This window comes from Acinetobacter rudis, from assembly GCF_000829675.1.
Lineage (GTDB): Bacteria > Pseudomonadota > Gammaproteobacteria > Pseudomonadales > Moraxellaceae > Acinetobacter > Acinetobacter rudis.
In genome coordinates this window covers 1-24,053 of sequence record NZ_BBRX01000003.1, presented here as the reverse complement: position 1 = coordinate 24,053, position 24,053 = coordinate 1, and the positions used below count along the sequence as shown (strand labels likewise).

The 24,053-nt window shown below is 36.9% G+C and carries 24 protein-coding genes; 13 read left to right on the top strand and 11 right to left on the bottom strand.

What is annotated here, in order from left to right; genetic code table 11:
- The first annotated feature begins 68 nt into the window (after positions 1-68).
- Positions 69-773: a hypothetical protein gene (locus Aru01_RS00890; RefSeq protein WP_016656507.1), complete on the top strand. Its 705-nt coding sequence runs from the start codon at positions 69-71 to the stop codon at positions 771-773.
- 429 nt (positions 774-1,202) lie between these two features.
- Here the strand turns inward: Aru01_RS00890 and Aru01_RS00885 are convergent, their stop codons facing one another.
- The 4 genes from Aru01_RS00885 to Aru01_RS00870 all read right to left on the bottom strand — a co-directional run bounded on the left by Aru01_RS00885 (position 1,203) and on the right by Aru01_RS00870 (position 6,391).
- Entirely contained in the window at positions 1,203-2,324 is a 1,122-nt protein-coding gene (locus Aru01_RS00885) for a GGDEF domain-containing protein (protein WP_016656508.1), read from the bottom strand.
- A gap of 1,218 nt (positions 2,325-3,542) precedes the next feature.
- The gene (locus Aru01_RS00880; RefSeq protein ID WP_016656509.1) at positions 3,543-4,121 is read right to left on the bottom strand and encodes a YceI family protein; all 579 of its coding nucleotides are present in this window, start codon (positions 4,119-4,121) and stop codon (positions 3,543-3,545) included.
- A 191-nt stretch (positions 4,122-4,312) separates the two neighbouring features.
- Positions 4,313-5,674 (bottom strand): sensor histidine kinase, encoded by a 1,362-nt coding sequence (locus Aru01_RS00875; RefSeq protein ID WP_016656510.1) that lies wholly within the window; start codon positions 5,672-5,674, stop codon positions 4,313-4,315.
- Between the two features lie 6 nt (positions 5,675-5,680).
- Positions 5,681-6,391 (bottom strand): response regulator, encoded by a 711-nt coding sequence (locus Aru01_RS00870; protein WP_016656511.1) that lies wholly within the window; start codon positions 6,389-6,391, stop codon positions 5,681-5,683.
- A gap of 102 nt (positions 6,392-6,493) precedes the next feature.
- On the opposite strand from Aru01_RS00870, the gene dsbD reads away from it, so the two are divergent.
- From dsbD to dsbG, 3 genes are read left to right on the top strand one after another with little or no spacing between them, the layout of a single operon-like run.
- Positions 6,494-8,521, top strand: a complete 2,028-nt coding sequence (gene dsbD / locus Aru01_RS00865) for a protein-disulfide reductase DsbD (RefSeq protein ID WP_016656512.1) — start codon at positions 6,494-6,496, stop codon at positions 8,519-8,521.
- Between the two features lies 1 nt (position 8,522).
- The gene (locus Aru01_RS00860) at positions 8,523-9,356 is read left to right on the top strand and encodes a TlpA disulfide reductase family protein (RefSeq protein ID WP_016656513.1); all 834 of its coding nucleotides are present in this window, start codon (positions 8,523-8,525) and stop codon (positions 9,354-9,356) included.
- Positions 9,356-10,111 (top strand): thiol:disulfide interchange protein DsbG, encoded by a 756-nt coding sequence (gene dsbG / locus Aru01_RS00855; RefSeq protein WP_016656514.1) that lies wholly within the window; start codon positions 9,356-9,358, stop codon positions 10,109-10,111. The genes Aru01_RS00860 and dsbG overlap by 1 nt, the downstream gene beginning before the upstream one ends.
- A 33-nt stretch (positions 10,112-10,144) precedes the next feature.
- On the opposite strand, the gene Aru01_RS00850 is transcribed toward dsbG, so the two are convergent.
- From Aru01_RS00850 to Aru01_RS00840, 3 genes are read right to left on the bottom strand one after another with little or no spacing between them, the layout of a single operon-like run.
- Positions 10,145-11,023 (bottom strand): MBL fold metallo-hydrolase, encoded by an 879-nt coding sequence (locus Aru01_RS00850; protein ID WP_016656515.1) that lies wholly within the window; start codon positions 11,021-11,023, stop codon positions 10,145-10,147.
- 1 nt (position 11,024) lies between these two features.
- Entirely contained in the window at positions 11,025-11,486 is a 462-nt protein-coding gene (locus Aru01_RS00845; RefSeq protein ID WP_016656516.1) for a DUF6691 family protein, read from the bottom strand.
- Entirely contained in the window at positions 11,483-11,905 is a 423-nt protein-coding gene (locus Aru01_RS00840; RefSeq protein ID WP_016656517.1) for a YeeE/YedE family protein, read from the bottom strand. The genes Aru01_RS00845 and Aru01_RS00840 overlap by 4 nt, the downstream gene beginning before the upstream one ends.
- A 97-nt stretch (positions 11,906-12,002) precedes the next feature.
- Here Aru01_RS00840 and Aru01_RS00835 point away from each other — a divergent pair, with 97 nt between their 5' ends.
- The 4 genes from Aru01_RS00835 (at position 12,003) to Aru01_RS00820 (ending at position 15,247) form a co-directional block, all read left to right on the top strand.
- Complete coding sequence (locus Aru01_RS00835) at positions 12,003-12,305, top strand: ArsR/SmtB family transcription factor (protein ID WP_016656518.1); 303 nt, start codon at positions 12,003-12,005, stop codon at positions 12,303-12,305.
- Between the two features lie 83 nt (positions 12,306-12,388).
- Positions 12,389-13,567, top strand: coding sequence for a hypothetical protein (locus Aru01_RS00830; protein ID WP_016656519.1), 1,179 nt, complete (start codon positions 12,389-12,391; stop codon positions 13,565-13,567).
- A gap of 136 nt (positions 13,568-13,703) precedes the next feature.
- Entirely contained in the window at positions 13,704-14,573 is an 870-nt protein-coding gene (thiM, locus tag Aru01_RS00825; protein ID WP_016656520.1) for a hydroxyethylthiazole kinase, read from the top strand.
- Between the two features lie 68 nt (positions 14,574-14,641).
- Positions 14,642-15,247: an OB-fold-containig protein gene (locus tag Aru01_RS00820; protein ID WP_155757980.1), complete on the top strand. Its 606-nt coding sequence runs from the start codon at positions 14,642-14,644 to the stop codon at positions 15,245-15,247.
- Between the two features lie 56 nt (positions 15,248-15,303).
- Here Aru01_RS00820 and Aru01_RS00815 read toward each other — a convergent pair whose 3' ends face one another.
- Positions 15,304-15,771, bottom strand: a complete 468-nt coding sequence (locus Aru01_RS00815; protein WP_016656522.1) for a DUF6231 family protein — start codon at positions 15,769-15,771, stop codon at positions 15,304-15,306.
- Between the two features lie 34 nt (positions 15,772-15,805).
- Between Aru01_RS00815 and Aru01_RS00810 the strand changes: the two genes are divergently transcribed.
- Positions 15,806-16,678, top strand: a complete 873-nt coding sequence (locus tag Aru01_RS00810) for a DUF2797 domain-containing protein (protein ID WP_016656523.1) — start codon at positions 15,806-15,808, stop codon at positions 16,676-16,678.
- Between the two features lie 67 nt (positions 16,679-16,745).
- Here the strand turns inward: Aru01_RS00810 and lpxB are convergent, their stop codons facing one another.
- Complete coding sequence (gene lpxB, locus Aru01_RS00805; protein ID WP_040331222.1) at positions 16,746-17,936, bottom strand: lipid-A-disaccharide synthase; 1,191 nt, start codon at positions 17,934-17,936, stop codon at positions 16,746-16,748.
- A gap of 235 nt (positions 17,937-18,171) precedes the next feature.
- On the opposite strand from lpxB, the gene Aru01_RS00800 reads away from it, so the two are divergent.
- Both Aru01_RS00800 and Aru01_RS00795 read left to right on the top strand, forming a co-directional pair.
- Positions 18,172-19,263 (top strand): 3-deoxy-7-phosphoheptulonate synthase, encoded by a 1,092-nt coding sequence (locus Aru01_RS00800; RefSeq protein ID WP_016656525.1) that lies wholly within the window; start codon positions 18,172-18,174, stop codon positions 19,261-19,263.
- Between the two features lie 124 nt (positions 19,264-19,387).
- On the top strand, positions 19,388-19,921 hold the full coding sequence (locus Aru01_RS00795) for a protein tyrosine phosphatase family protein (protein ID WP_016656526.1): 534 nt from the start codon (positions 19,388-19,390) through the stop codon (positions 19,919-19,921).
- Here Aru01_RS00795 and ispF read toward each other — a convergent pair whose 3' ends face one another.
- Positions 19,922-20,413 (bottom strand): 2-C-methyl-D-erythritol 2,4-cyclodiphosphate synthase, encoded by a 492-nt coding sequence (ispF, locus tag Aru01_RS00790; RefSeq protein WP_016656527.1) that lies wholly within the window; start codon positions 20,411-20,413, stop codon positions 19,922-19,924.
- Between the two features lie 96 nt (positions 20,414-20,509).
- Between ispF and Aru01_RS00785 the strand changes: the two genes are divergently transcribed.
- Positions 20,510-21,172: an A1S_1983 family putative colistin resistance protein gene (locus Aru01_RS00785; RefSeq protein ID WP_016656528.1), complete on the top strand. Its 663-nt coding sequence runs from the start codon at positions 20,510-20,512 to the stop codon at positions 21,170-21,172.
- 124 nt (positions 21,173-21,296) lie between these two features.
- Here Aru01_RS00785 and Aru01_RS00780 read toward each other — a convergent pair whose 3' ends face one another.
- The gene (locus tag Aru01_RS00780; protein WP_016656529.1) at positions 21,297-23,321 is read right to left on the bottom strand and encodes an NADPH-dependent 2,4-dienoyl-CoA reductase; all 2,025 of its coding nucleotides are present in this window, start codon (positions 23,319-23,321) and stop codon (positions 21,297-21,299) included.
- A 129-nt stretch (positions 23,322-23,450) separates the two neighbouring features.
- Here Aru01_RS00780 and Aru01_RS00775 point away from each other — a divergent pair, with 129 nt between their 5' ends.
- Positions 23,451-24,008 (top strand): PadR family transcriptional regulator, encoded by a 558-nt coding sequence (locus Aru01_RS00775; RefSeq protein ID WP_016656530.1) that lies wholly within the window; start codon positions 23,451-23,453, stop codon positions 24,006-24,008.
- The last annotated feature ends 45 nt before the right edge of the window (positions 24,009-24,053 follow it).

Here is a 24,053-nt window from a genome sequence, read left to right as displayed (position 1 = left end):
TCAGGTATATCAAGACTAAAATTTTAATAGTTTAATGATTTTACCTTTATCTAAAGAGAGAATTTTCTATGACCCTTACAGTACAGCAAACCTTTGATCGTAATGAATTAAATGCAGCAATTAACCAAATTATTAGTTGGTTTCCTGAATATTCAGATGAGGTTAATCAAAAACGGGAACAGCTCATAGATGAGATTTTAGCAACACCCACTTTGCAAGATATAGCTGAACAAAAAGAGTTTTCAAATTATAGTGAAGACGGATTATTATTAGACTCAATCAAATTACCAACTAATCCATGCCAACAAGGTATAATTAAGGTTAGTTTTAATGCCATTGCATTTGTATTTTCATTATTAGGCTTAAAGATTTCATTTAATGATACAATCGCAAAAATTATTTGGTATCGCATTAGTAATTTAAATCTCAATCAACTCTTAGATGCAATTCAAAAATTTACTGAAGCGAAAACTGCTATTCAAAAAGCAACCGCTTTATTGGCTATATTAGCAGAGTTGATGGCATTAGGTATTTTCAAAGCAATAGTAATCGCTATAAAAGATGGAATGTCAGCTTGGGGGTGGATAAAACTTGTAGCATCAGCAACTGCATTGGTAACAAGTTGGTTTGTTACAGGTGGTGCTGCTTTTATTGTTTCTGCAGCATCTTCTATTTTATCAGCAGTCGAATTAATAGAAAGTACTATACAAGCAGTTGCTGCGTGTATAAATAATAAATGTTCTTTAACAAGTTTACAGCCATATTTAGAATAAAATTTCAAATGATTTAAATACTCACGCTATATAACATATATGAAAATTATTTTATTATTTAAACAAATCTAACAGCCTTAATTTTTCGATTAAGGCTTTATGTCATTTTAGCTTATACCATTTTTAAAATTAATTAGATGATTAAAATTATATTAAAACCACTCATCCCACTCCTTTGACAGCTGCATTGCATCTGCTATGTCACACCATCAGTTTTTGACTATATCTTTAGTGATTGATTCAGACATTGAGAGCTTATCTATTAAGTTAGAGCAAGTGATCATTCGGTATCAGCGGTCAGCTCTCATTATCAAGGCCGATCCAGCAGCATTTAGAGAACGAATGCAACCGAATATCATTGCATATCTCCCTCTAGACAATTGAACTAAAACTTTAAACCATATCAACTGTTAGATTAACCACTGTACCTCACTCAACATCTACCTCAATTCGATCTCGACCATTTTGCTTCGCTCTATATAATGCTTTATCTGCAGAAATAATTTTTCGTTCCAGAGAATTATCTTTTTCTCCAGATACACAGACACCAAAACTTGCTGTTATAAATATTTTTTTGTTGTTATATATAAAATGTAGTTTCCTAACTCGGTCTTGATATCTTTGGACGATACTCAATACATCATTACAGTTATTTTCTCGTACCAAGATAATAAACTCCTCACCGCCATAACGAGCAAATAAATCACCTCTTCTAATTATTTTACTTATACAATCTGCCGTTGTTTGTAAAACCTGATCACCAAAAGAGTGTCCATAGATATCATTTATTGATTTAAAATTATCTAAATCCATTAATATAATAGAATAATTTAACTCATCTATTTCCTTAGTTTTCTCAAAAAATGCTCTGCGATTAAAGACTTTTGTTAAATAATCTATTTCACTCAAATACTTAAATTTTCTTTCCCTTAGATACCATTGGCTGATTAAATTATTACCAACGACAAAGCAAATCAAAACCATTGGTAAAAAAAAGTATGCCATCGTAGCAAGCACAAATGGATGATCAATTAGATTTGCTTCTTTTCCATAAGTAGTAAAAATTGGAGCATAGGGTAAGATTTTATTATAAATTAATAAAAACAAAAATATGAAAAATAAAATTGAAGATAAAATAAAAAAATAAATCTCTTTCCTCTCAAATAATATTAAAGATATTCCTGAAAAACAGACATACACACCTATTGTTACAGGGCTAAAAATTCCAAGGAAATATCCATCAGATAAAAAATAAATTGTAATAAATAATAAAATAAAATTTTTAAGCGTATTTTGTTTTAATTTATTCTTTCTATAGAAACAACAAACAAGTATTAATATTAAAAATATAATCAAGTATGTAAAATCAAGAAATAAAAATGATCGAATAAAGTCTATATCTATATATATCCAATAATTTGGATTATTTTCAACAAATATTCTCCACATAATCCATAGAGAATTTTCAAAACTTGCTAGGCATAAGATAAAGCAACATTTTTTTAAATCACTCCAATTCATTATCATATTTTTTTGATTATAATGGTACACTTAAGCAGATCCTTCAAGGAGTTTAAATTTATTCGTATGAAAAGCTCTTTATTGTTTTGATCAATATTTACTCATTTGATCATAAAAAGAATTAATCTTGCATTATAAATAAAAATCATATTAAATTAAATATTATCATCTTAAATAAGCTATATAATTTTATCTATTCTCTTGCAACTGAACAATACAGCAAAAAATAACTTAATATTTCAATTACTTATATATAATCAACAAAAATACGTCCATCTAAAAAACTTTATTATGATTATTCTAACTGGAAAATATGTAAATAATATTGCTATCCGTGACATCACTAAAAAATTAGGTTTCAGACCATCACATCACAAAAAACACAAGATTTACTTGCTAACGTGAAATATGAGAGAAGCTTTCTATCCGCTTAAAAGAATTTAATGACCCACTATCCAATTAGGCATTAGTTAAATATCTTATTTGAATTAAAAAAAAGAAAAATCATCACATCACATTAAGTAAAAAAATTAATTATTGTCAAACTATGAGTACGATGGAGAAAAACTTAATTCAGCCAAACTAATGATAAGATTTATTCAGACTACTCTAATCATATGATTTTAATTTTTTCTATTATAAAAATCATTTAGATAAAATATTTTTCAAATAAATTTTTACATTGAACATTTAAAACAAAAAAATAAATTAAAATAAATGCTTTATGACTATAATAAAATTATTGAAGAGACAATCAATATTTACTTATATCCAAAATTTATTTTAAATAAACTAATTCTATTAATAACTAGGCTTTTCTATATATCTTTTTAAGATCTCACATAGACAAATCTAATTTTTTTCAATTAGTTTCTATACAGTCTCATTAAATTTTATATTTTGAACCATTCAATTTAGTAAAAACCAACGATTGAACAGTTTATTGAGCTTGACCAATTTTTAATTCAAATAAATTAAGTTCTGCCTACTTTTCAGACTTTCTACTTGCATCTGATGTATTTAAATATATTTTTCTATAGTAAGGCACAATAATTCGCCAACTTTGACCACGTTTTATAGGAGAGGTATATTCATTTTTGTGGTGCATTTCTGGTGCAGATTTTATTTTTTACACCCTAAAATGGCGTAAAAATGAGGAAAAATGTCGCCATTTGGTAAGTCTACAGGCAATAAAAAACCTGCAATAATCTTCAATAAAGATCATGCAGGTTACTGTTTTAAATAATATTACTTAGCTACAGAAGCCTCAGTGGTAATATTTACAGTAATCTTATCACCTACATTTGGCACATAATTTCCAATACCAAATGCAGAACGATCAAATGAAGTTGTTGCATTAAATCCAACTGTATCTAATTTAGACATTGGATGAACGCCACGTTTGTTTAAGCTACCAGTTAACACTACAGGTTTAGTCACACCTTTGATTGTTAAATCACCTGTGATTTTAAAGTTCTTTTTGTCTGCAGATTCGACTTTAGTACTTTTAAATGTAATGTTTGGATAAGTCGCTGCATCAAACCATGCTTTTTCTTGGAATTCTTTATCCAATACTGCAACGTTAGTATTTACACTGCTCACAGGTATTGTCACATTTACTGCAGACTTTTCAGGTTGATCCAGATCTACACGGATCGTTCCTTGAATATTTGTAAAATTCGCAGAAGGTGTAGAGAAACCCATATGATTCCAAGAGAATACTGTTGCTGTATGTGTTGGATCAATTTTGTAGTCTACTGGTTTTGCAAGAGCAGCTGTTGATGCAATAACCAAACCCATTCCTAAAGAGAGCGCTTTAAAATTCATACTGTTATATCTTCTTTTCTAAAAGGTAAATTTATTGTAGCGATTTAAAATCTTTGATCAGCAAAAATAATAAAACGAAGTGTTGTATATTTGAAACTATAATATTCTCCATACACTCTGGATTCGAAATATCCAATTTGCTTTACAGATCAAAATGCATACTTCTTCATCAATATTACTCTCAATTCATCTTATTCAAAATCCAATTCAACCAATAAGCCTCCCTCAGACTTAGAATAAATACGCAATCGATAGTTATACTGTTGCATCAATGCCTGTGTTAAAGCTAAGCCTAAGCCATAACCTTGTGTTTGAGCAGATTTTCTCCAAAAACGCTGAGTGGCTAAATTAATCTCTTGTGGTGCCAAGCCTATACCATAATCTTCAATGATAACCGTTTTGTTCTTTTGCCTAATCTCAATTTTTTCACGACTTTGTGCATGTTTTAATGCATTTTCTATCACATTAAACAGGACTATTTTTAGTGCTTGTTCAGAAATATAAATTGTATTTAGACTGGCCCAATCTACAGTTATTTGTTGTTCAATATTAGGATATAGCACATTTAACTCTTGTAAAATTTGCTCTAATACTAAACTTAGTCTTAACTCGACTTGTTGATCAGCTCTTTGATGCTCAGTTTTACTGAGTAATAATAATTGCTCGAGTAAATGCTGATAACGCAGAATACTCTGTTCAGCTTCAGCTAAACTGGTCATTAACTTTTTATCAGATGAATACTGTTGTGCTAAAATTTGACTCAGTTGTACATTTATCTTTATAGCCGTAAGTGGGCTACGTAGCTCGTGTGCTGCATAAGCACTAAAGTTTTTTTCATTTTCTAGACTATGCTGTAAACGAGCGAATAAACTCGATATATTCTCTACAAAAGACTGTAATTCTGATGGGAATTTAGCAGAGTCGAGCTGGTAAACTAAACTCATATTATCTACAGATTGTTCTTGGTAATTTTGTAGCACTTGAGCAGTTTGCTCTATTGATTTAAATTCTTTTTTAATAATCCATAAAATAAGAGCTACACATAAAAGTAGCGTTAAACATAAAGGCCATAAAATTGACTTTAATATCTCTGTTAATAGGGCTTCTCGTAATAATACTTTCTCTGCAGCGACGACTTGAATCTGTCCTTGCCTTAAGGTAAAACTTCGCCAAGATACCCCCTGTTCTACCCAAGTACGAAAACCTTCAGGTTGTTGAGCGAGTTGTGTTGGAGCACCTTTAGTTTGTGCAACAACAGAGTGATCCAAAACGACATTCAGTTTAATCACAGACACAACACAAGCAATTAAATCAGGATTATTGAGTTCAGATACTACAGGCTCAGCAGCATGAGTAAGCTGCTGTATAGGGATCTGACCAAGCAGACGTGCCACCATATGGGCTGAAGCAGAAAGACGTTCGTCTAAGGTTTCAGTCATTTTCTGTTCAATATTGTAGTATAGCCAAGCAAATGCAACAGCCCAAATGAGTACAAAAGCACAGGTAATACTTAAAACTAAACGCCATTTTAAACTATATCTTAAGGTGTTCATGGCTGACTACACTATATTTTGATCAGTTTTCTCAACTGAATAATCATCAGACCTCTCTTTTTGAATCTGGAAAATATAACCTACTCCTCTTACAGTCTGAATCCATTCAGCTCCGATTTTTTGTCTTAAATGGTAGATATGTACATTGAGCGCATTACTTTCAATATTATCTTGAAAGCCATATAACTTATCTGCTAGCACTTCATTTTTTAATACCTGATTCGGCTGTAGCATAAACACTTCAAGCAAAGCATATTCACGGCGTGACAAATTAAGTTCTATTTCACCACGATACACTTTTTGAGTGGCTTTATTGAGCTTTAACTCACCACACTCGATTTGATTTGAGGCATAACCTCGTGTACGGCGACCTAAAGCATGAATTCGCGCTATTAATTCACTTAATTCAAAAGGTTTTGTTAAATAATCATCTGCACCATCATTTAAAGCATTTACACATTGTTCTGTTTGGTTACGTGCGGTTAAGACTAAAACAGGAACATCTATAGATTTTGATCGCCATTGTGCCAATAATTCTAAGCCATCTTGATCAGGTAACCCCAAATCGAGCAAGCATAGATCTACAGCAGAGTGCTGCATATAATAGTTGGCATCCACAGCAGTACTCACATGCTCAATTGAGAAGTTTAAATGTTGCAATGCAAATTGTATGCTTTTGGCAATATAAGGGTCATCTTCAACCAATAAGATAAACATAAGTTCTCCTTCATGTGAAAGATAATACAAAGAAAACGAACTGTTAATGTTCTCTTAATTCAAAACAATGGATAATGCTGATAAATTAAATCTAAATAGGGAATGAAGAACTTGCGTTATTTACTCCGCCTCGGCTTAAGCAGTCTATTGGCTGTGACCAGCATTCATACATTGGCAAATACTGATTTTTTACCCCCTGAGCAAGCTTTTTCTTTTTCTGCAGAATCACTCAATAGTAAAACCGTGCAATTACATTGGAAAATTGCTCCACATTACTATCTTTATCACGATCAATTTAAAGTCAGTTTGCAACAAAAACCTCTCAAATTAAATCTACCGGCAAGTGTTGAAAAAGATGATCCTAACTTTGGCCTAACGCAAGTTCATTATGGCAATGTAAGCACTCAAATTAGTGTTCAACCCAATAGTCAATATTTGGTCACCTGGCAAGGATGCTCAAGTGATGGGCTATGTTATCCATTACAAAGACGTAATATCACAACTGATGCTGATGGCCTACTTGGACAAACCAATACAGCTGGGAAAAAAACACTGATTGAGTCAAGCCAATCACAGAATAACTCATTTGAAAATAAAGCTGAAACTGTAGTTAAAACTGCACCACCCACACCTACGCATTCTACAAACACTAAAATTACTGCAGATCAAAGTCCAGCAAGCTCCACCGCACAAGCAGCGCAAGTTACAAATAAAACTGATCAAGAGCAAAGTGCCTCATCTGCTCCATCCACAGCACAACTGACTACATCTACAACTGATCACCTTTCAGTCAGTTCGGTAGCCAGCTTACCCGCTACTGCAGAAAATTCAGTCTCTCCAGCACAAACAGCACAATCTGAAATTTCTGTATTTCAACTGAATAACGATCAAGGATTTTTACAACTTCTATCACCCGATCACTTAGGCTTAAATCTAGTTATATTTTTCTTATTGGGTGTTTTACTGGCATTTTTGCCATGTTCATTGCCTTTGATTCCGATTCTATCAGGGATTATTGTGCAAAAAGCACGTGGTTATCGGGCTATTGTCATTGCCCTAAGCTTTGTGGTGAGTATGGCATTGGTGTACGCACTTATGGGGATGCTGGTCGCTGAAATTGGATATAGTTTCCAGCGTTGGTTCCAAAACCCAGTAGTGATTGGTATTTTTGCCATAATTTTCATTGCATTAGCACTCAATCTTTTTGGCCTATACAAGCTCACATTACCGCAATCTATCCTGCATAAACTTGATCATCTACAAAGCAAGCAACAAGGTGGCACACTCTTTGGTGCAGTCATTATGGGGATTTTATCTGCATTAATTGTTGGCCCTTGTATGAGCGCGCCACTCGCTGGTGCCCTGCTCTTTGTCTCGCAAAGTCATGACCCAGTATTGGGTAGCATTTATATGTTTATCTTAGGCTTAGGGATAGGCTTACCTTTATTTATTGCAAGTGTATTTGGCGCAAAATACTTACCCAAACCTGGACTTTGGATGGATCGTATCAAGATTGGCTTCGGCTTTGTCATGTTAATGGTTGCGTTATACTTTATCCGTCCAATGCTAGGTAGCATGTTCTATGCAGCAGCATTTGCACTGCTGTGTTTAATATTAGCGGGATACCTCTTTAAAATACGAAGTTCAGCTGACTCTAAGATTGCTAAAATCGTCATGTTAATCTTGGCTGTATTGAGCCTTCTAGGTGCTGCATACAACATTAATTCCGCGATTCATGCCTATCAAGTCAAACATTCTGCTCAGGCTTTATTGACTTGGCAAAAGGTTCGTACAGCAGAACAATTTGAACAAGCGATTCAAGCAGCGAAATTGCAAAAACGTCCAATATTAATCGATGTCTATGCAGATTGGTGTACTGCATGCCAACCGATTGAAAATGAAGTATTACCTCGTGCAGATGTACAACTCGCGATGGAGAATTTTACTTTAATTAAACTAGACCTCACGCAAAATGACCCATCTCAGGACCTAATTTTACAGCAACATGAAATTTTAGGCCCACCAACGATGCTATTTTTAGATGCCAACGCACAAGAGCTACGTCAACTGCGTTTAACAGGTACATTCAGTGCCAAAAAGTTTATTCATCAATTACAGCAAGTAAATTAATATGATTACTGCACAAGCAATTCATCTTGGCCCGATCATGTTACCTTGGCCATTACTGATTTTTTTCCTCAGTCTGGCACTGTCGATTATGCTAGCAAAGCGTTTTTGTACATACTTTGCTGTTTCACCTGAAAATTGGCAACAATTTAAAGATAGTATTTGGCAGGCCACTTGGATTGGATTGATTATTGGGCGTTTGGTCTTTGTTTTTATGGACTTTGATTATTATCGTCTACATCCAATCGATATTATAAAAATCCAAGATAAGGGCTTTCACTTTATTACAGCGATCTTAAGTGCCGCTGTATGGATCTTATGGAAAAACTGGCAGAGCGCTCGTTATATTGCCATGATATTTCTAGTAAGCAGTTTAAGTCTCACCAGCATCGGTCTATGGTCATATAAAAAATACCAGCAACACTATCAACAGTTTCCACAAGTCGAACTGGTCGATTTGCAGCAAAAAAAACAGGCCCTGTCCCAGTTTATTGGAAAACCTACTGTGATCAATTTATGGGCCAGTTGGTGTCCACCCTGTCATCGTGAAATGCCTGTTCTAGATGCAGCTCAAAAAAATCACCCTAATGTAAATTTCGTCATGATTAACCAAGGTGAAGATGCTGCAACTATTACGCAATACTTAGAAAAAAATCAGCTTCAATTTAACCATATGTTGCTCGATCAAGAGGGACTTACTGCAAAAAAAACTGGAATGTATGGTCTACCAAGCACTCTATTTTTTAATGCACAAGGTCAACTTGTTGATAGTCATATGGGTGAAATTAGTCAAAGTGTATTGAATCAAAAACTTAAAAATGCTCAAGGAGAACATTGATGCAAAAATTTAAATGCATAGCATTAGCAACACTTGGCTTGTCTATTAGCCTCGCAAGCTGTGCCCAAACTGAGCAAAGTGGTGCTTTGAAACAACAATTAGAAAAACAAGGCTACAATTTTGTTAAACAAATTGATGCACCAGAAGGGCTGATCGGCTGGAGTGGTTATAAGGATGAATATCCTTCAACTGTCTTTATTTCTAAAGATCAAAAATATTATATCGTGGGTGATTTATTTGATGCCAAAAATAAAAATCTTACAGAAGAAGCCATTAACACCCATGTCAAAGGGGCCGTATTGGAACAAATCTGGAAGAGTTTAGAACAAACCACTTGGATACAAGATGGTAAAAAAGATGCAGCTAAAATTGTCTATGTATTTACTGATGTCAACTGCCCTTATTGCCACACGTTCTGGCAAAAAGCCCGTCCTTGGGTAGACTCAGGTAAAGTTCAATTCCGCCATATTATGGTGGGTGTCATTCGTGAGAACTCTAAAGGTCAAGCTGCAACTATACTAGCGAGCTCCAATCCAGAAGAAGCGTTTAAACAATTTAATTTAGCCAACGGTAAAAACCAAATTAAGGATATGGCCAGTATCCCACAAGCTTTGTCAGATAAATTAAATCACAATGCTGAAACAATGGAAAAATATGGTTTTTATGCTACACCAGCAATCGTGTGGAAAAATGCCAAAGGTGAAATAGAAAGTCAGCAAGGAATGCCTAAAGACCTTCACGTTATTTTAGATTAAGCTCAGCACATCTACCACTTGGGATCATTAATCTCAAGTGGTCTTAAAATAATTCAGCGGCACTTTCAAATAACGAATCCCATTTGATTCTGCCTTGGGTAATTTCCCTGCATCCATATTAATTTGAATGGCGGGTATGATCAGTTTTGGCATGTTTAGACCAGCATCTCGTTGCTCTCGCAGCGCAATAAACTCATCTTTGGCAACCCCTATATGTAGATGAATATTCTCTGCCTTTTGCTGTGCAATACTGGTTTCACATTGATATTGTTGACGTGTTTTGGGTAGATAGTCATGGCATAAAAATACCCGAGTATTATCTGCTAGTTGATATAACTTTTGCACAGAGTCGAATAACTGCGCCGCACTTCCTTTAGGAAAGTCACAACGTGCTGTACCATAATCAGGCATAAACAACGTATCGCCAACGAAAACCGCATCACCAATCACATAACTCAAACATGCGGGCGTATGACCAGGTGTGGCAATGTTATAAGCATCGAGTTCACCAATCTTAAAATGCTCTCCATCTTTAAATAAATAATCAAAAGACTGCTGTGAGCTAAAATATGATAAATCTAAATGATAAATAGAACTAAACGTTTGCTGTACCAGTGTAATTTTATCACTTGTGGCCACACGACCACCCAACTGTTGCTTTAAAAACTGTGCAGCACTTAAATGATCAGCATGAACATGGGTTTCTAAAATCCACTGTACCTGTAACTGCTGTTGCTGAACATAAGCAATAATTTGATCTGCCTGCTCAGTCGCTGTACTTGCGCTTGCAGCATCGTAATCTAATACACTATCAATAATCGCACATTTTTTTGTTGAAGGGTCACTCACTACATAGCTATAACTATTCGTTACCGCATCAAAAAATGACTGTACAAATGGTTGTTGTTGCATTTTATTCTACTCCGCTTAATTTACGTTGCAGCCATACACCTAAACCCATCGCCAGTAGAAAATATACACCCTCAATATGACCCAATCCAAGCAAAGCAAAACTAGGTCCTGGACAAATCCCAGCAATGGCCCAACCGATTCCAAAAATAATTGCACCCACCACTAATTTATAATCAAGTTGAGTTTGGGTGGGTAGATGAATTGTTTGTCCAGAAAGGGTACATGGATGACGAATCGCCCTCTGCATCGGTATAAACACCACCATAATCGCACCGAGCATGACAAAAATTAAACTAGCATCCCACTGCCCCGTAATATCTAAGAAACTAATAATCTTAATAGGATTTGCTAAACCTGAAATAATTAAGCCTAATCCAAATAACGCACCCAAAACTGTGGCAGTTAAGGCATAAAATAGACTATTCGCATTACTTTGTTGGTTTATTGTACTTAGCTCATTCATAGCAAAATCCCCCATACATGACGTGTTAACCAAACTGTAAGCATACCTGCCGCCATAAAACTGGCAGTTGCGATAAAAGATCGCTTTGATAAACGACTCATCCCACAAATACCATGACCGCTGGTACAACCTGACCCCATGCTGCTTCCAAAACCAACCAATAATCCTGAAAGCATAAATAGCCAAGGTTCCTCTACAACAAAATCTATCTGTGGCTGTTTCCAAAAGCCGTAAAGTGCAGCAGATAAAACCATACCCAACAAAAACCATTTAGCTGGGGATTGCACAAAGGTCTTTTTGCTGATGACCTGAGCAAGCATGCCACTCACCCCTGCTATACGGCCATGTAAATACAAATAGCCAACTACAGCGACACCTAATAGCAGACCACCCAGCCATGCAATTAAATACTCATGCATCAATGCTTACCTCTATAGTTTAAATTCGTTATTTCAATATACTTTTTTATATTATATAATAATATTAATTATTCAAGCCTATTTTAGAGATTAATGAATGTCGAATAGTATTAGCTTTGACTTTAGTAAAGCCGATTATGTTGCACAGCAGCTCAAAGTTTTATCCAATCCTGATCGATTGAAAATCTTATGTGTATTAAAAGATGGTGAGATCCATGTTCAGCAGATTGAATTACTTACCAATATTCAGCAACCGACCCTTTCACAGCAACTTACATTACTGCGTAAAGCGAAGTTGGTCGCTACACGTCGTGATGGTAAGCAAATTTATTATTCAATCGCGGAGCCGAAAGTTTTGCAATTAATGCAGCAACTCTATCTGCTCTATTGCCAAGACTAGGCCAATGTTGATGTGTCAGTTGAAAATTCGCTTAAGGAACGATGTATAATGAATCGAGTTTTTTATGTTAGTGGCCGTTGCACATGTCTATTCAAGTCTTAAATAAACAACTCGATGAGAGTCAGCACTGCCCACTTTGTCAGGCATCAATGTACTATATCGATGCAGAGCAATTTGAAAAAGAATTTAACTTTTACCAGTGTAGTCACTGCTCACATCAAGTGTTTACTGATGATCATCATAATTGTCACTGTGAACACTGCCAAAATACTCGTAAAAAAATGATTAAGGCCACACGTTTACAAGAGCAACGCTTTAAAGAACGTAAAGCAGATATTGTGATTAAAGACTTAAACCAACTCAGTTTTTTACAACAACTATTTTTACTTTCAATACTAGATGACACAGTCCAAGAAGATAAAAGCTATAGAGAGTTTATAGATTGGAATAACATCAAATATAATTACTTCAGTCCAAACTTCCAATTTCAAAACTCCCTACTCCAACAACTGGTCAAGGATGGCGTATTACTTGAAAATGACCCTAACGCGCAAACCGAACCAACACTAAATTCTGGCCAATACTTTCTACAACTGCGTATCGATGGGTATGCAGAACCTAGTTTATATAGTGTATGTCAACAATTACGCTTACGCTTTTTTGAAAACTTATCACGCGGTGTGCCTTTTAAAACTGCTGATCAAGTCAAGGATGCGTTGTATTTAATGCTATATCAAGAAATCGTACAATTTATGCAACACTATTGTCGAACTTGGGGCATCCAAATTGCCGGGAACCGTGGCTTACAAGCTTATTGCTATAACTTGATGGAACACTTAGCTGTTGGTCAGATTTATTATCTGATTCAAAATGCACTTGAATATCTCTATCAGCAAAAAGCATTACAAATCCGCAATGAAAATTTTATTAATACAAATATTCTAAAAAAAACCTTAATGCAATATCGTCAACGGAGTGTTGATGAAAAGTGGGAAACTCCAACCTTACCACGTCCTCATAATTTACCACTAAGTAAAATGAGCAGTATTTTATTTTATCGTTTTATGAATTACGATGAACATATTTTCATACAGCCAGTATGGCGTAGTTGGAGAAAAATTGCCCCACGTCTAAATTTCTATTCAGATAAACGTTGTATGCACTGTGGCTCTCATGATTTAAAAGTTGATTATGATGCAGCAGAATATGTTTCGATGAGTTGTCTTAAGTGTAAACATCAAGACCACTATTTTATTCGCTAATCAACCACCTCTGATCAAGCCTATCAACGACCAACCTTTTAAATTTAAAATATATAGCGTTTATTTATCAGCTGATTTATGCCTTTAAATATAGCCATTTTATTTGATCAATCAATTCATCCTAGCTGAGGTTCTTATGCATCACACCGTACAACAGTGTTTTGATCAAACGCATCAACACACTATTACCGATCAAATATTGATTGAACAAGTGATTCTCGCTTGGCAAGATCTTCAGCAACAACAGCCTTTAGTACAATGTATAACCAATAGTGTTGCAGCTAATTATGTGGCGAATATTCTTTTAGCGGCTGGTGCCTCTCCAGCCATGATTGATAACCCTTATGAAGCTGGTGATTTTGCCCAAATAAGTGCAGGCCTCAATATCAATCTGGGCACACCGACCAGTGAACAAACACAAGCGATGCATGTAGCCGCTGCGGCAGCACAACAACACCATACCCCGTGGGTTCTTGATCCTGTAGGCTATGGAAATCTACTTAAATGGCGTAGTCATACGATTGAACAGCTGTTGCAATACAAACCCAGCATTATTCGTGGAAATGCTTCAGAAATAAGTACCTTGGCGGGTACTGCAATACAAAGTAAAGGTGTAGATTCGACCTTGGCCAGTCAAGTGGCTGCCCAGCATGCACGCCCATTACTCCACGCTACAGAATGTATTGCGATCTCTGGTGCTTCTGATTTTATTGTGTCGAAACAATTTGATGCACTGATCGAGATTCACGGCGGCCATATCAATCAAACCAAAATTACAGCAAATGGCTGTGCACTCGGTGCCTTATGTGCTGCATATAGTGCTGTTGCTAGCAGTGTGAGTATTGCAGCAATTGCAGCACATATTCATTTTTCTATCGCAGCGCAATTGGCCTATGCAAAAGCCCCTGAAATTGGCAGTTTCCATATCGAGTTTTTAAACCAAGTACAAATGCTTAATGCTGAACGTATTGCACAATATGCGCGTATAAGTTTTCTACATGATTAATGATTCAGTTATACTCATGAAAAACATACACTTCAAATAAATGTAATTGGAATAATCCCCATATGCTGATGCAATTTTTCAACGAAGCGAATCTTATGCCATTTCATATGAGCGTATTGATGTTGATTTTGCTGAGTTTGGCAGAAACCATTGGCTATTATATACGTTTGCGACCAAGTAGTTTATTGAAGAAGATATCACCACAATGGTTAAAGCACTCACCATTCATTCAGGTCAAATTTTCTAAAATATCAATTTTTGTTTTCTTGCTGATCAACTTTAGTTTTGCGGGATATTTTTTACAATTGACCATTTTTGCGAGTCGTCAAGAACTCGCCGCTTGGTATTATGTGATTGTGCCCGCTCTAATTATGGCCATCTTTTTTACTGTGTTTATGATTCACTGTCTTGACCAAGTCATCAAACCTCAATATACCCCTACCGCAATTAACTTAATTGGTCGCTTAGCAACCATATCAAGTGGTAATGCTCGCCCTGGTTTTTCCGCCCAAGCCCGAGTTATCGATGAATATGGCCAACTGCATTATATTCAAGTAGAACCCGAGTTTGGTGAGCTAGAATTACAGTCACAAGTGATCCTCATTCGTTTCAATAAATCCCATTATGTCGCCAAAACTATTTCTGCCAACAACCATTTATTTCATACCGAGTGAAGCTTTGAAATATTGCTTAGCCTATAAATATTCTAATCACTTGAGTTAATCGTTCATTACCAACGATACTTATTCCAATTTTCTGGGTTTGCCCAATACTTAGCATTTAACCAATCTGGTACTTGTTTATAATCTAAGATATTAAATAGCCAAACTGACTGTTGCTCAATAAGTTGATAGTCAAACAACTGCTGAAAACCTAATGCTCGCATCAACTTTTCATCCTGCACTTCTGCACAAACCACAATTCGTTTCGCCCATAGATCACGTAGCTTCACTATTAATTGTGTTTTTTGTTGTGGGTTAAACTGTTGTAACTCTAAATCGTTGAGCCGCACAACAGCCAAATCATATCGTTGTTGAAAAGGCAGATTTAAAAATACAGATGCGTTAAAATGACTAAATTGAATGTTCAAATCCGATAGATCATTCGTCAAGTTAAGTCCAATGGATAATGCAGTCCGAATTGGCTGTTGTTGTGCTAAATCGTCTAGCATCAAAGTGATGACATTTTGCTCAGCCATGACTGTACCTATTATATCGAGTGAGAAATTAGCAATGGAACGACAAGGCATTTGTCACAAAATGCATGCAGCTCTGCTAGAGAATAATGTAACTGATTCATCCTTACATCAAGCAAATGTTGAATATAAATTTAATTTAGACCGAACAGTTGTAGATCTTCCCTTCCAACTAGGCCAAGAAATTGAAATCGAATGGACTGGGAAAATTTATTGTGTCTCATGTGGTAATGCCACTCCAAAATCATATTCACAAGGGCATTGTTTTAAATGTTTTAAGACCAAGGCCTCTTGTGATCTATGTATTATGAAACCCGAGACCTGCCATTATCATTTGGGTACTTGCCGAGAAGATAGTTTTGCACATGAAGTTTGTTTTCAGCCACATATTGTGTATTTAGCAAACTCAAGTGCTCTCAAGGTTGGGATTACACGTCTAGGTCAAATGCCAACACGTTGGTTAGATCAAGGTGCAACCCAAGCTTTACCGATTATGAAAGTTGGTTCACGGCGCTTATCTGGTCAGCTCGAAACGATGTTCGCAAATGAAGTTGCGGATAAAACCGACTGGCGTAAACTTCTTAAAGGGCAAGCAGAACCACTGAATCTCATCGAAATTCGCGACCAACTCGTAGAGCGTTTTAGTCCTAAAATTCAAACTATCCGTGAAGAGTTTAGTCAAAACCTAGAATTTAATGAGGGTGTTGAACTACTCGAGAATGAACAACAACGCCAATTCATTTATCCTGTAGAGAGTTATCCTGAAAAAATCAAGTCGCATAATCTTGATAAGACTCCAGTCATCCGTGGTGTACTACAAGGCATTAAAGGACAGTATTTACTCTTAGATACTGGTGTTATTAATATTCGTAAATATACAGGTTACGAATTAATTATTCGCGCTGAATAATTTTCAAAACTTGCCTCAAATACCTGTGCTTGGTCACCCCCTGCACAGGTATTTAAAGCCTCTCTTTTCAATTTTGCTGTGGTTGTATATTCAATAAATTTAATACCGCAACTGCTGGATCTTCACTACTTCCAGCCAATAACTTTTTATGTAACGTTTTAAACTGCATAGTTTGAATTTGTCCCACTTCAATATCCATTAAACGCTCAATCTCAGCAGCGAGATTTTCAGCTGTTGCTTCTCTTTGAATCAACTCTTTAATGACGCGTTTACCTGCAATGATATTAGGCAAAGAATAATAGGGAATTTTGACTAAGAATTTTATAATGACATAACTTAACCAATTTAATTTATAAAAAGAGACCATTGGACGATGCATTAACATCGCTTCTAAAGTCGCTGTTCCTGAAGCGAGGGCCACTATATTTGCAGCATCCATCACTTGTCGACCTATACTCGACTCTGCACTTTGATTTTCAAGTAACAATACTCGATCTTTTAAACTGGTTGGGTACGGTTTTAATAATTCGGCAATCTGCTGTTGTCTCGCCGCATTAATGGCCGGAATAATAAAAAGATCATCTGGATACTTATGATGCAGAATTTGCGCTGCATCCAATAACATTGGCCCCAAACGTTCAACCTCTCCCTGACGACTACCGGGCAATAACGCAATATGACGTTGTTGTACCGAAAGGCCCAGTGCTTGCTTCGCTAAACCAATTGGATTATCCAGAGGAAGTTCAGTGGCCAAAGGATGCCCGACAAAAGCCGCAGGCACATCAAATTTTTGATAAAAAGCTTTTTCAAATGGGAATAGGCATAGAACTAAATCAATGGACTCTTTAATGCCATATACTCGCCCCTGACGCCAAGCCCACACTGATGGACTGACATATTGTACAGTCTTGGTTGGTAAATGATGTTGTTTAATACTTTTTGATAACCGTAAATTAAAATCAGGTGCATCGATTCCAATAAAAATATCAATAGGCTTCTTCGCCCAACGGTTAACCAAGTCATCACGAATCGCAAAAAACTTTTTGAGATCTTTGAGCACTTCAACAATGCCCATTTTAGAAAAAATATCCATGGGATAAAAACTTTGCAAACCCGCTGCAATCATTTGCGGGCCACCCACGCCTTCAAATTCAGCGTCAATACCCAGTTCCTGAAAGCGGCGCATTAATTTCACTCCAAGCGTATCACCTGAAACTTCGCCAACCACAATACCAATACGCAATTTTTGATTATTCAATGCTATATCCCCCGCAAAGCGATAACATATTAGCACAGCGCAACAGCGCTTATTTTTTAAAATTCAGCTTTGAAAGAAATATCTTCAGAATATTCTCAAGTGTAATAAACGGATAAATGTCACAACTTGAAAAATATCCTAGACTTATTCTGCTCAAGCCGTGTCAAACATTAAACAATTCGTGTTATATTCAAGCGAATTTCTACTCAACTGTATGATTACCCAGTGACGGCAAATGAATACACCTAATTCTATCCCTTTTGTTCAATCCGATATTGATGACGTGAATGTACAAAGCATTCAGCCTCTTGTAACTCCAGCAAAATTAAAAGCGGAACTTCCTCTAAACGATCAGGCCTATCAAACTGTTCTTCACGGTCGTGAAACTATCCGCAATATTTTAGATGGCAAAGATAAGCGTTTGTTTGTTGTGATCGGTCCATGCTCAATCCACGATCCTGTTGCTGCGCATGAATATGCAGACCGTTTAAAAGTGCTTAGCGAAAAAGTCAAAGACACTTTATATATCGTAATGCGTGTTTATTTTGAGAAACCACGTACAACGATCGGTTGGAAAGGTTTAATCAACGATCCTGATATGAATGACTCATTCAACATTGAAAAAGGTCTACGTATTGGTCGTCAACTCCTTTTAGAGTTGAATGAAAAAGGTTTGCCATGTGCAACTGAGGCACTCGATCCAAACTCGCCACAGTATTATCAAGATTTAATTTCTTGGTCAGCGATTGGTGCACGTACGACTGAAAGCCAAACACACCGTGAAATGTCTTCAGGTCTTTCCTCTCCTGTAGGTTTTAAAAACGGTACTGATGGTGGTTTAACTGTTGCTACAAATGCGATGCAATCTGTTAAACATGGCCACAGTTTCTTAGGCCTGAATGATCAAGGTCAAGTGTCTGTAATTCGTACTAAAGGCAACCCTTATGCACACGTTGTTTTACGTGGTGGTAATGGCAAACCTAACTATGATGCAGGCTCAGTTGCTGAAACCGAAAATGCACTCGCTAAAGCTAAAGTCAGTAATAAAATTATGATTGATGCTAGCCATGCAAACTCAAACAAAGATCCATTCTTACAACCTTTGGTGTTAAAAAACCTGACTGAACAAATTATAGATGGAAATAAATCTATCGTAGGTGTCATGGTTGAAAGTCATCTTAAAGGTGGTCGTCAGGATATTCCTAAAGATCTCAAAGAGCTTGAATATGGTCTATCTGTAACTGATGGCTGTATCGATTGGGAAACAACTGAAAACACCTTATTAGAAATGGATGCTGCATTAAAAGCTGTTCTTCCAACACGTTAAGGGTGAATAAAACGCCATCTACAAGGTGGCGTTCCACTTTGTTGTAGATTATTGTTAGCCTGAGCTATCATTCTTCTGACTTTAGACTTATATTTTTCTTTTTACTTATCTTATTAACGGTCGCATGAATAATATTGAACAGCAACTGAGTCAAATTCCTCAATTTCGTTATATTCATCAGCATCTTTTGACATCCGCTCAACCTAGTGCAGAACAACTTGCACAAATCAAAGCCTATGGTGTAGATACTGTGATTAATTTGGGCTTAAGTAATGAAGAACCTGTGCTGCCTCATCAAGACCAACATTGTGCCAATCTCGGACTCAATTATCTGCACATCCCCATTCATTGGGACTGTCCTGCAGATGAACAGTGTCTTTTAGTTCTTGATCTTGTTCATGCTTTAGTACAAAACAAAATCGTTTGGGTACATTGCCCAGATAATCGTCGTGTAAGCAGCCTAATGTATCTCTATCAACAATTTGCTATGGCGATAGAACTACCAGACGCTCAAGAGTTTTTACATCATATTTGGGAGCCCAATGCCACCTGGACAGGTCTCATCCATGCGATGACTTTACAACTCCAAGGTCGTAAAGCCACGCAGGAACTCGAACAGTCCTTACAACAAATCGAGCCAGACCATACAGGTCAATAATTACTTTGCTTGATGCGAGATTAATACCGTTGCAGTCGCTAAAATTCCTTCTTGACGTCCAGTAAAACCAAGCTGCTCTGTTGTTGTGGCCTTAATACTAATTTGGGTCACATCAACATTTAGGACATTTGCAATGCTTTGACGCATTTCTAAATTATGCTTAGCCAATTTAGGACGCTCACAAGCTACGGTAATATCAGCATTATTCAACTGATAGCCACGATCTAAAATCAATTGGTAACTATGTTTTAATAGCTTACGGCTATCTACTCCTTTAAACTCAGGATCAGTATCAGGAAAATGTTGACCAATATCACCCAAAGCTAGTGCTCCTAGCAAAGCATCACAGAGTGCATGTAACACTACATCACCATCTGAATGTGCTTTAAGACCCTGATTATGTGGTATCTTAACCCCAGCAAGGGTGACAAAATCCCCATCTTCAAATGCATGTACATCAATGCCTTGTCCAATTCGAATTTGTACCGACATAAATTGCCCCTTTGCAGTTTTTAATATGAAATCTTGTATTCCTACTTTCTCTTTCGCTATAGTAAGTATGCAAGTATTCAGAAAGTATAAGCGATCATGCTGATCAAAACAGATTATTTATCTATGAAGTCTATTTTAACCCTCTTAAGTTTAAGCAGCATTGCTATTTTCAGTAGTCAAATCAGTCATGCGCAAGCAATTCCCTGCGATAGCACTCACAACATCGCTTGGAAAAAAATGTTGTGTGGTACACAATTTAAACAGCAGCGTTTATCACTCAATGATAAATATTTAACCGCATATCAAGTGACTGATGCACCTACTCAACTGCTTGAAGTCACGCAACAACTTTGGTTAAAGCGCATTCAACAATGTAAATCTAAGCGTTGTTTCGAAGAACAAATTGACCAACGTAGTGAAGAGCTAAACTTTTATAGTTCTATGAATCAGAGCATGACGCAACATTTTATAAAATACAATCAAGGTAAAATCGCAATCCCTGAAGTGCATATTATGGTCCATCAACTCAGTGAAGATCGCATTAAAATTGAAGGCAGTGCTTATTTAAATCCCAATAATAAAAGCCAGCAGCAACAAAGCTCATTATTCGCTTATAGCTCTCCTAACCCTAAAAATCCAATTTTAGATAATGACCGCCGATGTAGTTATCAAATGACTTTTCATAAAGCACTTTTGGTCATACAAAGTAAACAAACGGAGTGCCAACGCTTTACTGGCCACTATCGCCGTTATGACTAATCGGAGATTACACTACATTGATCAATGTGTTTTCTTTTGAATGAGTTTAAACGCTAGGAAAAAAATGGCTGATTTTATTCAGCCATCTTCTTAATGAAGTTTGATGCTCTATAAAGATCTGGCTTTATAATTGTGCTGCAAGCTCTGCACCTTGTCGAATAGCACGCTTTGCATCAAGCTCACCCGCCTGAAGCGCACCACCAATCAAGTGTACACGTTGTCCAGCAGCTCTTAACTGCTCATACATCGCTGTATATGACTCTTGCCCTGCACAAACCACTACATGGTCAACTTCTAAGACCTTAGGTTGATCAGCTACAAGTATATGTAAGCCTTGGTCATCAATCTTCTCATAGCTCACACCCGCCAACATATGCACCTGACGTTGCTTTAAACCTGCGCGGTGAATCCAACCTGTTGTTTTACCCAGTCCTCCACCCACTGTGCTCGACTTACGTTGCAGTAAATATATTTCACGTGGTGAACTTTCAACTTGTACAGGTTTTAAACCACCAACGTTGGCGTATTGCGTATCAATTCCCCATTCATCATAGAACTTTTGTGGATCTTGACTACCACTTTGACCACGATGACTTAGGAATTCCGCTGTATCAAAACCAATTCCACCCGCACCAATAATTGCCACACGTTGTCCAACAACCTGACGATCACGCAATACATCTAGATAACTCAACACCTTAGGATGATCAAAACCGTCTATCTCCAAGTGGCGCGGGGTAACCCCTGTTGCAACAACAATCTCATCAAAGTCTTGCTGCTGTAACTGTTCGAAACTCATTCTTTGTGACAGATGCAGTTTAATCAGCGGTTGTAATTCAATCTGACGCTTAAAATAACGCAAGGTTTCATAGAATTCCTCTTTACCAGGAATCGTCTTTGCAATATTAAATTGGCCACCAATTTGTGCTGCAGCCTCAAATAACTCAACCTCATGCCCACGCTCTGCGGCATTGACTGCGAAACTTAATCCAGCTGGCCCCGCACCAATCACTGCAATTTTTTTCTTCTTCTCTGCCGGCAGCATATTTAATTCTGTTTCATGGCAAGCACGAGGATTAACTAAACAAGATGCCACTTGTTGTGTAAAAATTTGATCTAAACATGCTTGGTTGCAACCAATACAAGTATTAATTTCATCTGAACGACCTTGCATAGCTTTTAAGGCAAATTCTGGATCCGCCAACATTGGACGTGCCATTGAAATCAGGTCGGCATCGCCCTCAGCAAGTACATACTCCGCCATCTCTGGAGTATTAATACGGTTGGAAGTAATTAATGGAACATTCACTAAACCTTTCAGTTTACGAGTTACCCAAGTAAATGCTGCACGAGGAACTTTCGTTGCAATGGTTGGAATACGAGCTTCATGCCAACCAATACCAGTATTAATAATCGTTGCACCTGCCTTTTCAATTTCTTGTGCAAGCTGTACAACTTCCTCAAAACTTGATCCACCTTCAACCAAATCAAGCATTGATAGTCGGTAAATAATAATAAAGTTTTCACCAACAGCTTCACGTGTACGCTTAACAATTTCAATCGCTAAGCGTATACGATTTTCATAACTCCCTCCCCATTCATCATCGCGATGATTGGTACGTGCTGCGATAAACTCATTGATCAAATAACCTTCTGACCCCATGATTTCAACGCCATCATATCCTGCGTATTTCGCCAATTTTGCACAGTTAACAAAGTCTGCAATAGTTTGCCAAACCTCTGCAGAACTCAGTGCATGCGGTTTTACTGGATTAATAGGTGCCTGAACTGCAGATGGAGCAACAATGTCAGCCTGATAGGAATAACGTCCTGTATGCAAAATTTGTAGTGCGATTTTTCCGCCTGCGTCATGTACTGCTTGAGTAATCTGTTTATGCGGTTCAGCCTCTTCAAACGTTTCAAGTTTTGAGCCCCCAGCAAAGGTTACACCTGCTTGGTTAGGTGCAATCCCTCCGGTTACAATGAGCCCCACACCACCTTTGGCACGCTCAGCATAAAACTGCGCCATACGCTCAAAACCGTGTTCATGTTCTTCTAATCCCACATGCATTGAGCCCATTAATATACGGTTTTTTAATGTAGTGAATCCCAAATCAAGGGGCTCAAATAAAAATGGATAATGTGACATAAATACTCCTGCTGGCAGTTGGCGAGCGTAAGGTTAGTTTTGATCAGCAGTTTTTTATAATCTAGTTTTGTTTTTTATGCAACATGTTGCATAATGACTGCAATGATCATTTTAGATTGATGTAGCCCGATGTCACTGTCTCATGCGTTACTCACCAGTTTAATTGAAAAACCTAGTACAGGTTCCGAACTAGCACGGCGCTTTGATCGCTCAATGGGATTTTTTTGGCCTGCAACACACCAACAAATTTATCGTGAACTCAGTGGGATGCTGCAAAAAGGCTGGATTTCCACTTTAGAAGATGAGCACTACACTGGGCGAAAAAAGACCTATCAAGTGGAAGCTCTTGGTCGTAGTGAATTGACCGAATGGATCTATAAACAAAGTCCACCCGCACCTTTACGTGAAGAGCTGATGGTTCGCTTACGCGCTGAAGCTCAGCTTAACACACAACAGCTTTTACCCGAACTCGAACGTCATCTTAAATTACATCAGCACAATCTACACGTCTATCAGTTAATATATACACGAGATTTTGCAACATATGATGACCATCCCCAATTACAAGATCAAACCAGTTATATCCACAAAATGATTTTGCAATTGGGTATCAATCAAGAAGTTGGATGGATTGAGTGGTTAGAACAGCTAATTCCTCAATTACGGCTTTTACAAAATAAGACTTAATAGGTCATGTCCATCTATCTACAAGGATTTGACATCCTCCCCCCC

Coding starts and splice junctions, on each gene's coding strand:
- Aru01_RS00785 (WP_016656528.1), top strand. CDS start 20,510: ATGCTGATCAAAACAGATTATTTATCTATGAAGTCTATTTTAACCCTC.
- Aru01_RS00890 (WP_016656507.1), top strand. CDS start 69: ATGACCCTTACAGTACAGCAAACCTTTGATCGTAATGAATTAAATGCA.
- Aru01_RS00830 (WP_016656519.1), top strand. CDS start 12,389: ATGTCTATTCAAGTCTTAAATAAACAACTCGATGAGAGTCAGCACTGC.
- Aru01_RS00815 (WP_016656522.1), bottom strand. CDS start 15,771: ATGGCTGAGCAAAATGTCATCACTTTGATGCTAGACGATTTAGCACAA.
- dsbG (WP_016656514.1), top strand. CDS start 9,356: ATGCAAAAATTTAAATGCATAGCATTAGCAACACTTGGCTTGTCTATT.
- Aru01_RS00835 (WP_016656518.1), top strand. CDS start 12,003: ATGTCGAATAGTATTAGCTTTGACTTTAGTAAAGCCGATTATGTTGCA.
- Aru01_RS00800 (WP_016656525.1), top strand. CDS start 18,172: ATGAATACACCTAATTCTATCCCTTTTGTTCAATCCGATATTGATGAC.
- Aru01_RS00850 (WP_016656515.1), bottom strand. CDS start 11,023: ATGCAACAACAACCATTTGTACAGTCATTTTTTGATGCGGTAACGAAT.
- dsbD (WP_016656512.1), top strand. CDS start 6,494: ATGAAGAACTTGCGTTATTTACTCCGCCTCGGCTTAAGCAGTCTATTG.
- Aru01_RS00880 (WP_016656509.1), bottom strand. CDS start 4,121: ATGAATTTTAAAGCGCTCTCTTTAGGAATGGGTTTGGTTATTGCATCA.
- thiM (WP_016656520.1), top strand. CDS start 13,704: ATGCATCACACCGTACAACAGTGTTTTGATCAAACGCATCAACACACT.
- Aru01_RS00795 (WP_016656526.1), top strand. CDS start 19,388: ATGAATAATATTGAACAGCAACTGAGTCAAATTCCTCAATTTCGTTAT.
- Aru01_RS00840 (WP_016656517.1), bottom strand. CDS start 11,905: ATGCATGAGTATTTAATTGCATGGCTGGGTGGTCTGCTATTAGGTGTC.
- Aru01_RS00870 (WP_016656511.1), bottom strand. CDS start 6,391: ATGTTTATCTTATTGGTTGAAGATGACCCTTATATTGCCAAAAGCATA.
- Aru01_RS00845 (WP_016656516.1), bottom strand. CDS start 11,486: ATGAATGAGCTAAGTACAATAAACCAACAAAGTAATGCGAATAGTCTA.
- ispF (WP_016656527.1), bottom strand. CDS start 20,413: ATGTCGGTACAAATTCGAATTGGACAAGGCATTGATGTACATGCATTT.
- Aru01_RS00810 (WP_016656523.1), top strand. CDS start 15,806: ATGGAACGACAAGGCATTTGTCACAAAATGCATGCAGCTCTGCTAGAG.
- Aru01_RS00820 (WP_155757980.1), top strand. CDS start 14,642: ATGCAATTTTTCAACGAAGCGAATCTTATGCCATTTCATATGAGCGTA.
- Aru01_RS00775 (WP_016656530.1), top strand. CDS start 23,451: ATGTCACTGTCTCATGCGTTACTCACCAGTTTAATTGAAAAACCTAGT.
- Aru01_RS00860 (WP_016656513.1), top strand. CDS start 8,523: ATGATTACTGCACAAGCAATTCATCTTGGCCCGATCATGTTACCTTGG.
- Aru01_RS00780 (WP_016656529.1), bottom strand. CDS start 23,321: ATGTCACATTATCCATTTTTATTTGAGCCCCTTGATTTGGGATTCACT.
- Aru01_RS00875 (WP_016656510.1), bottom strand. CDS start 5,674: ATGAACACCTTAAGATATAGTTTAAAATGGCGTTTAGTTTTAAGTATT.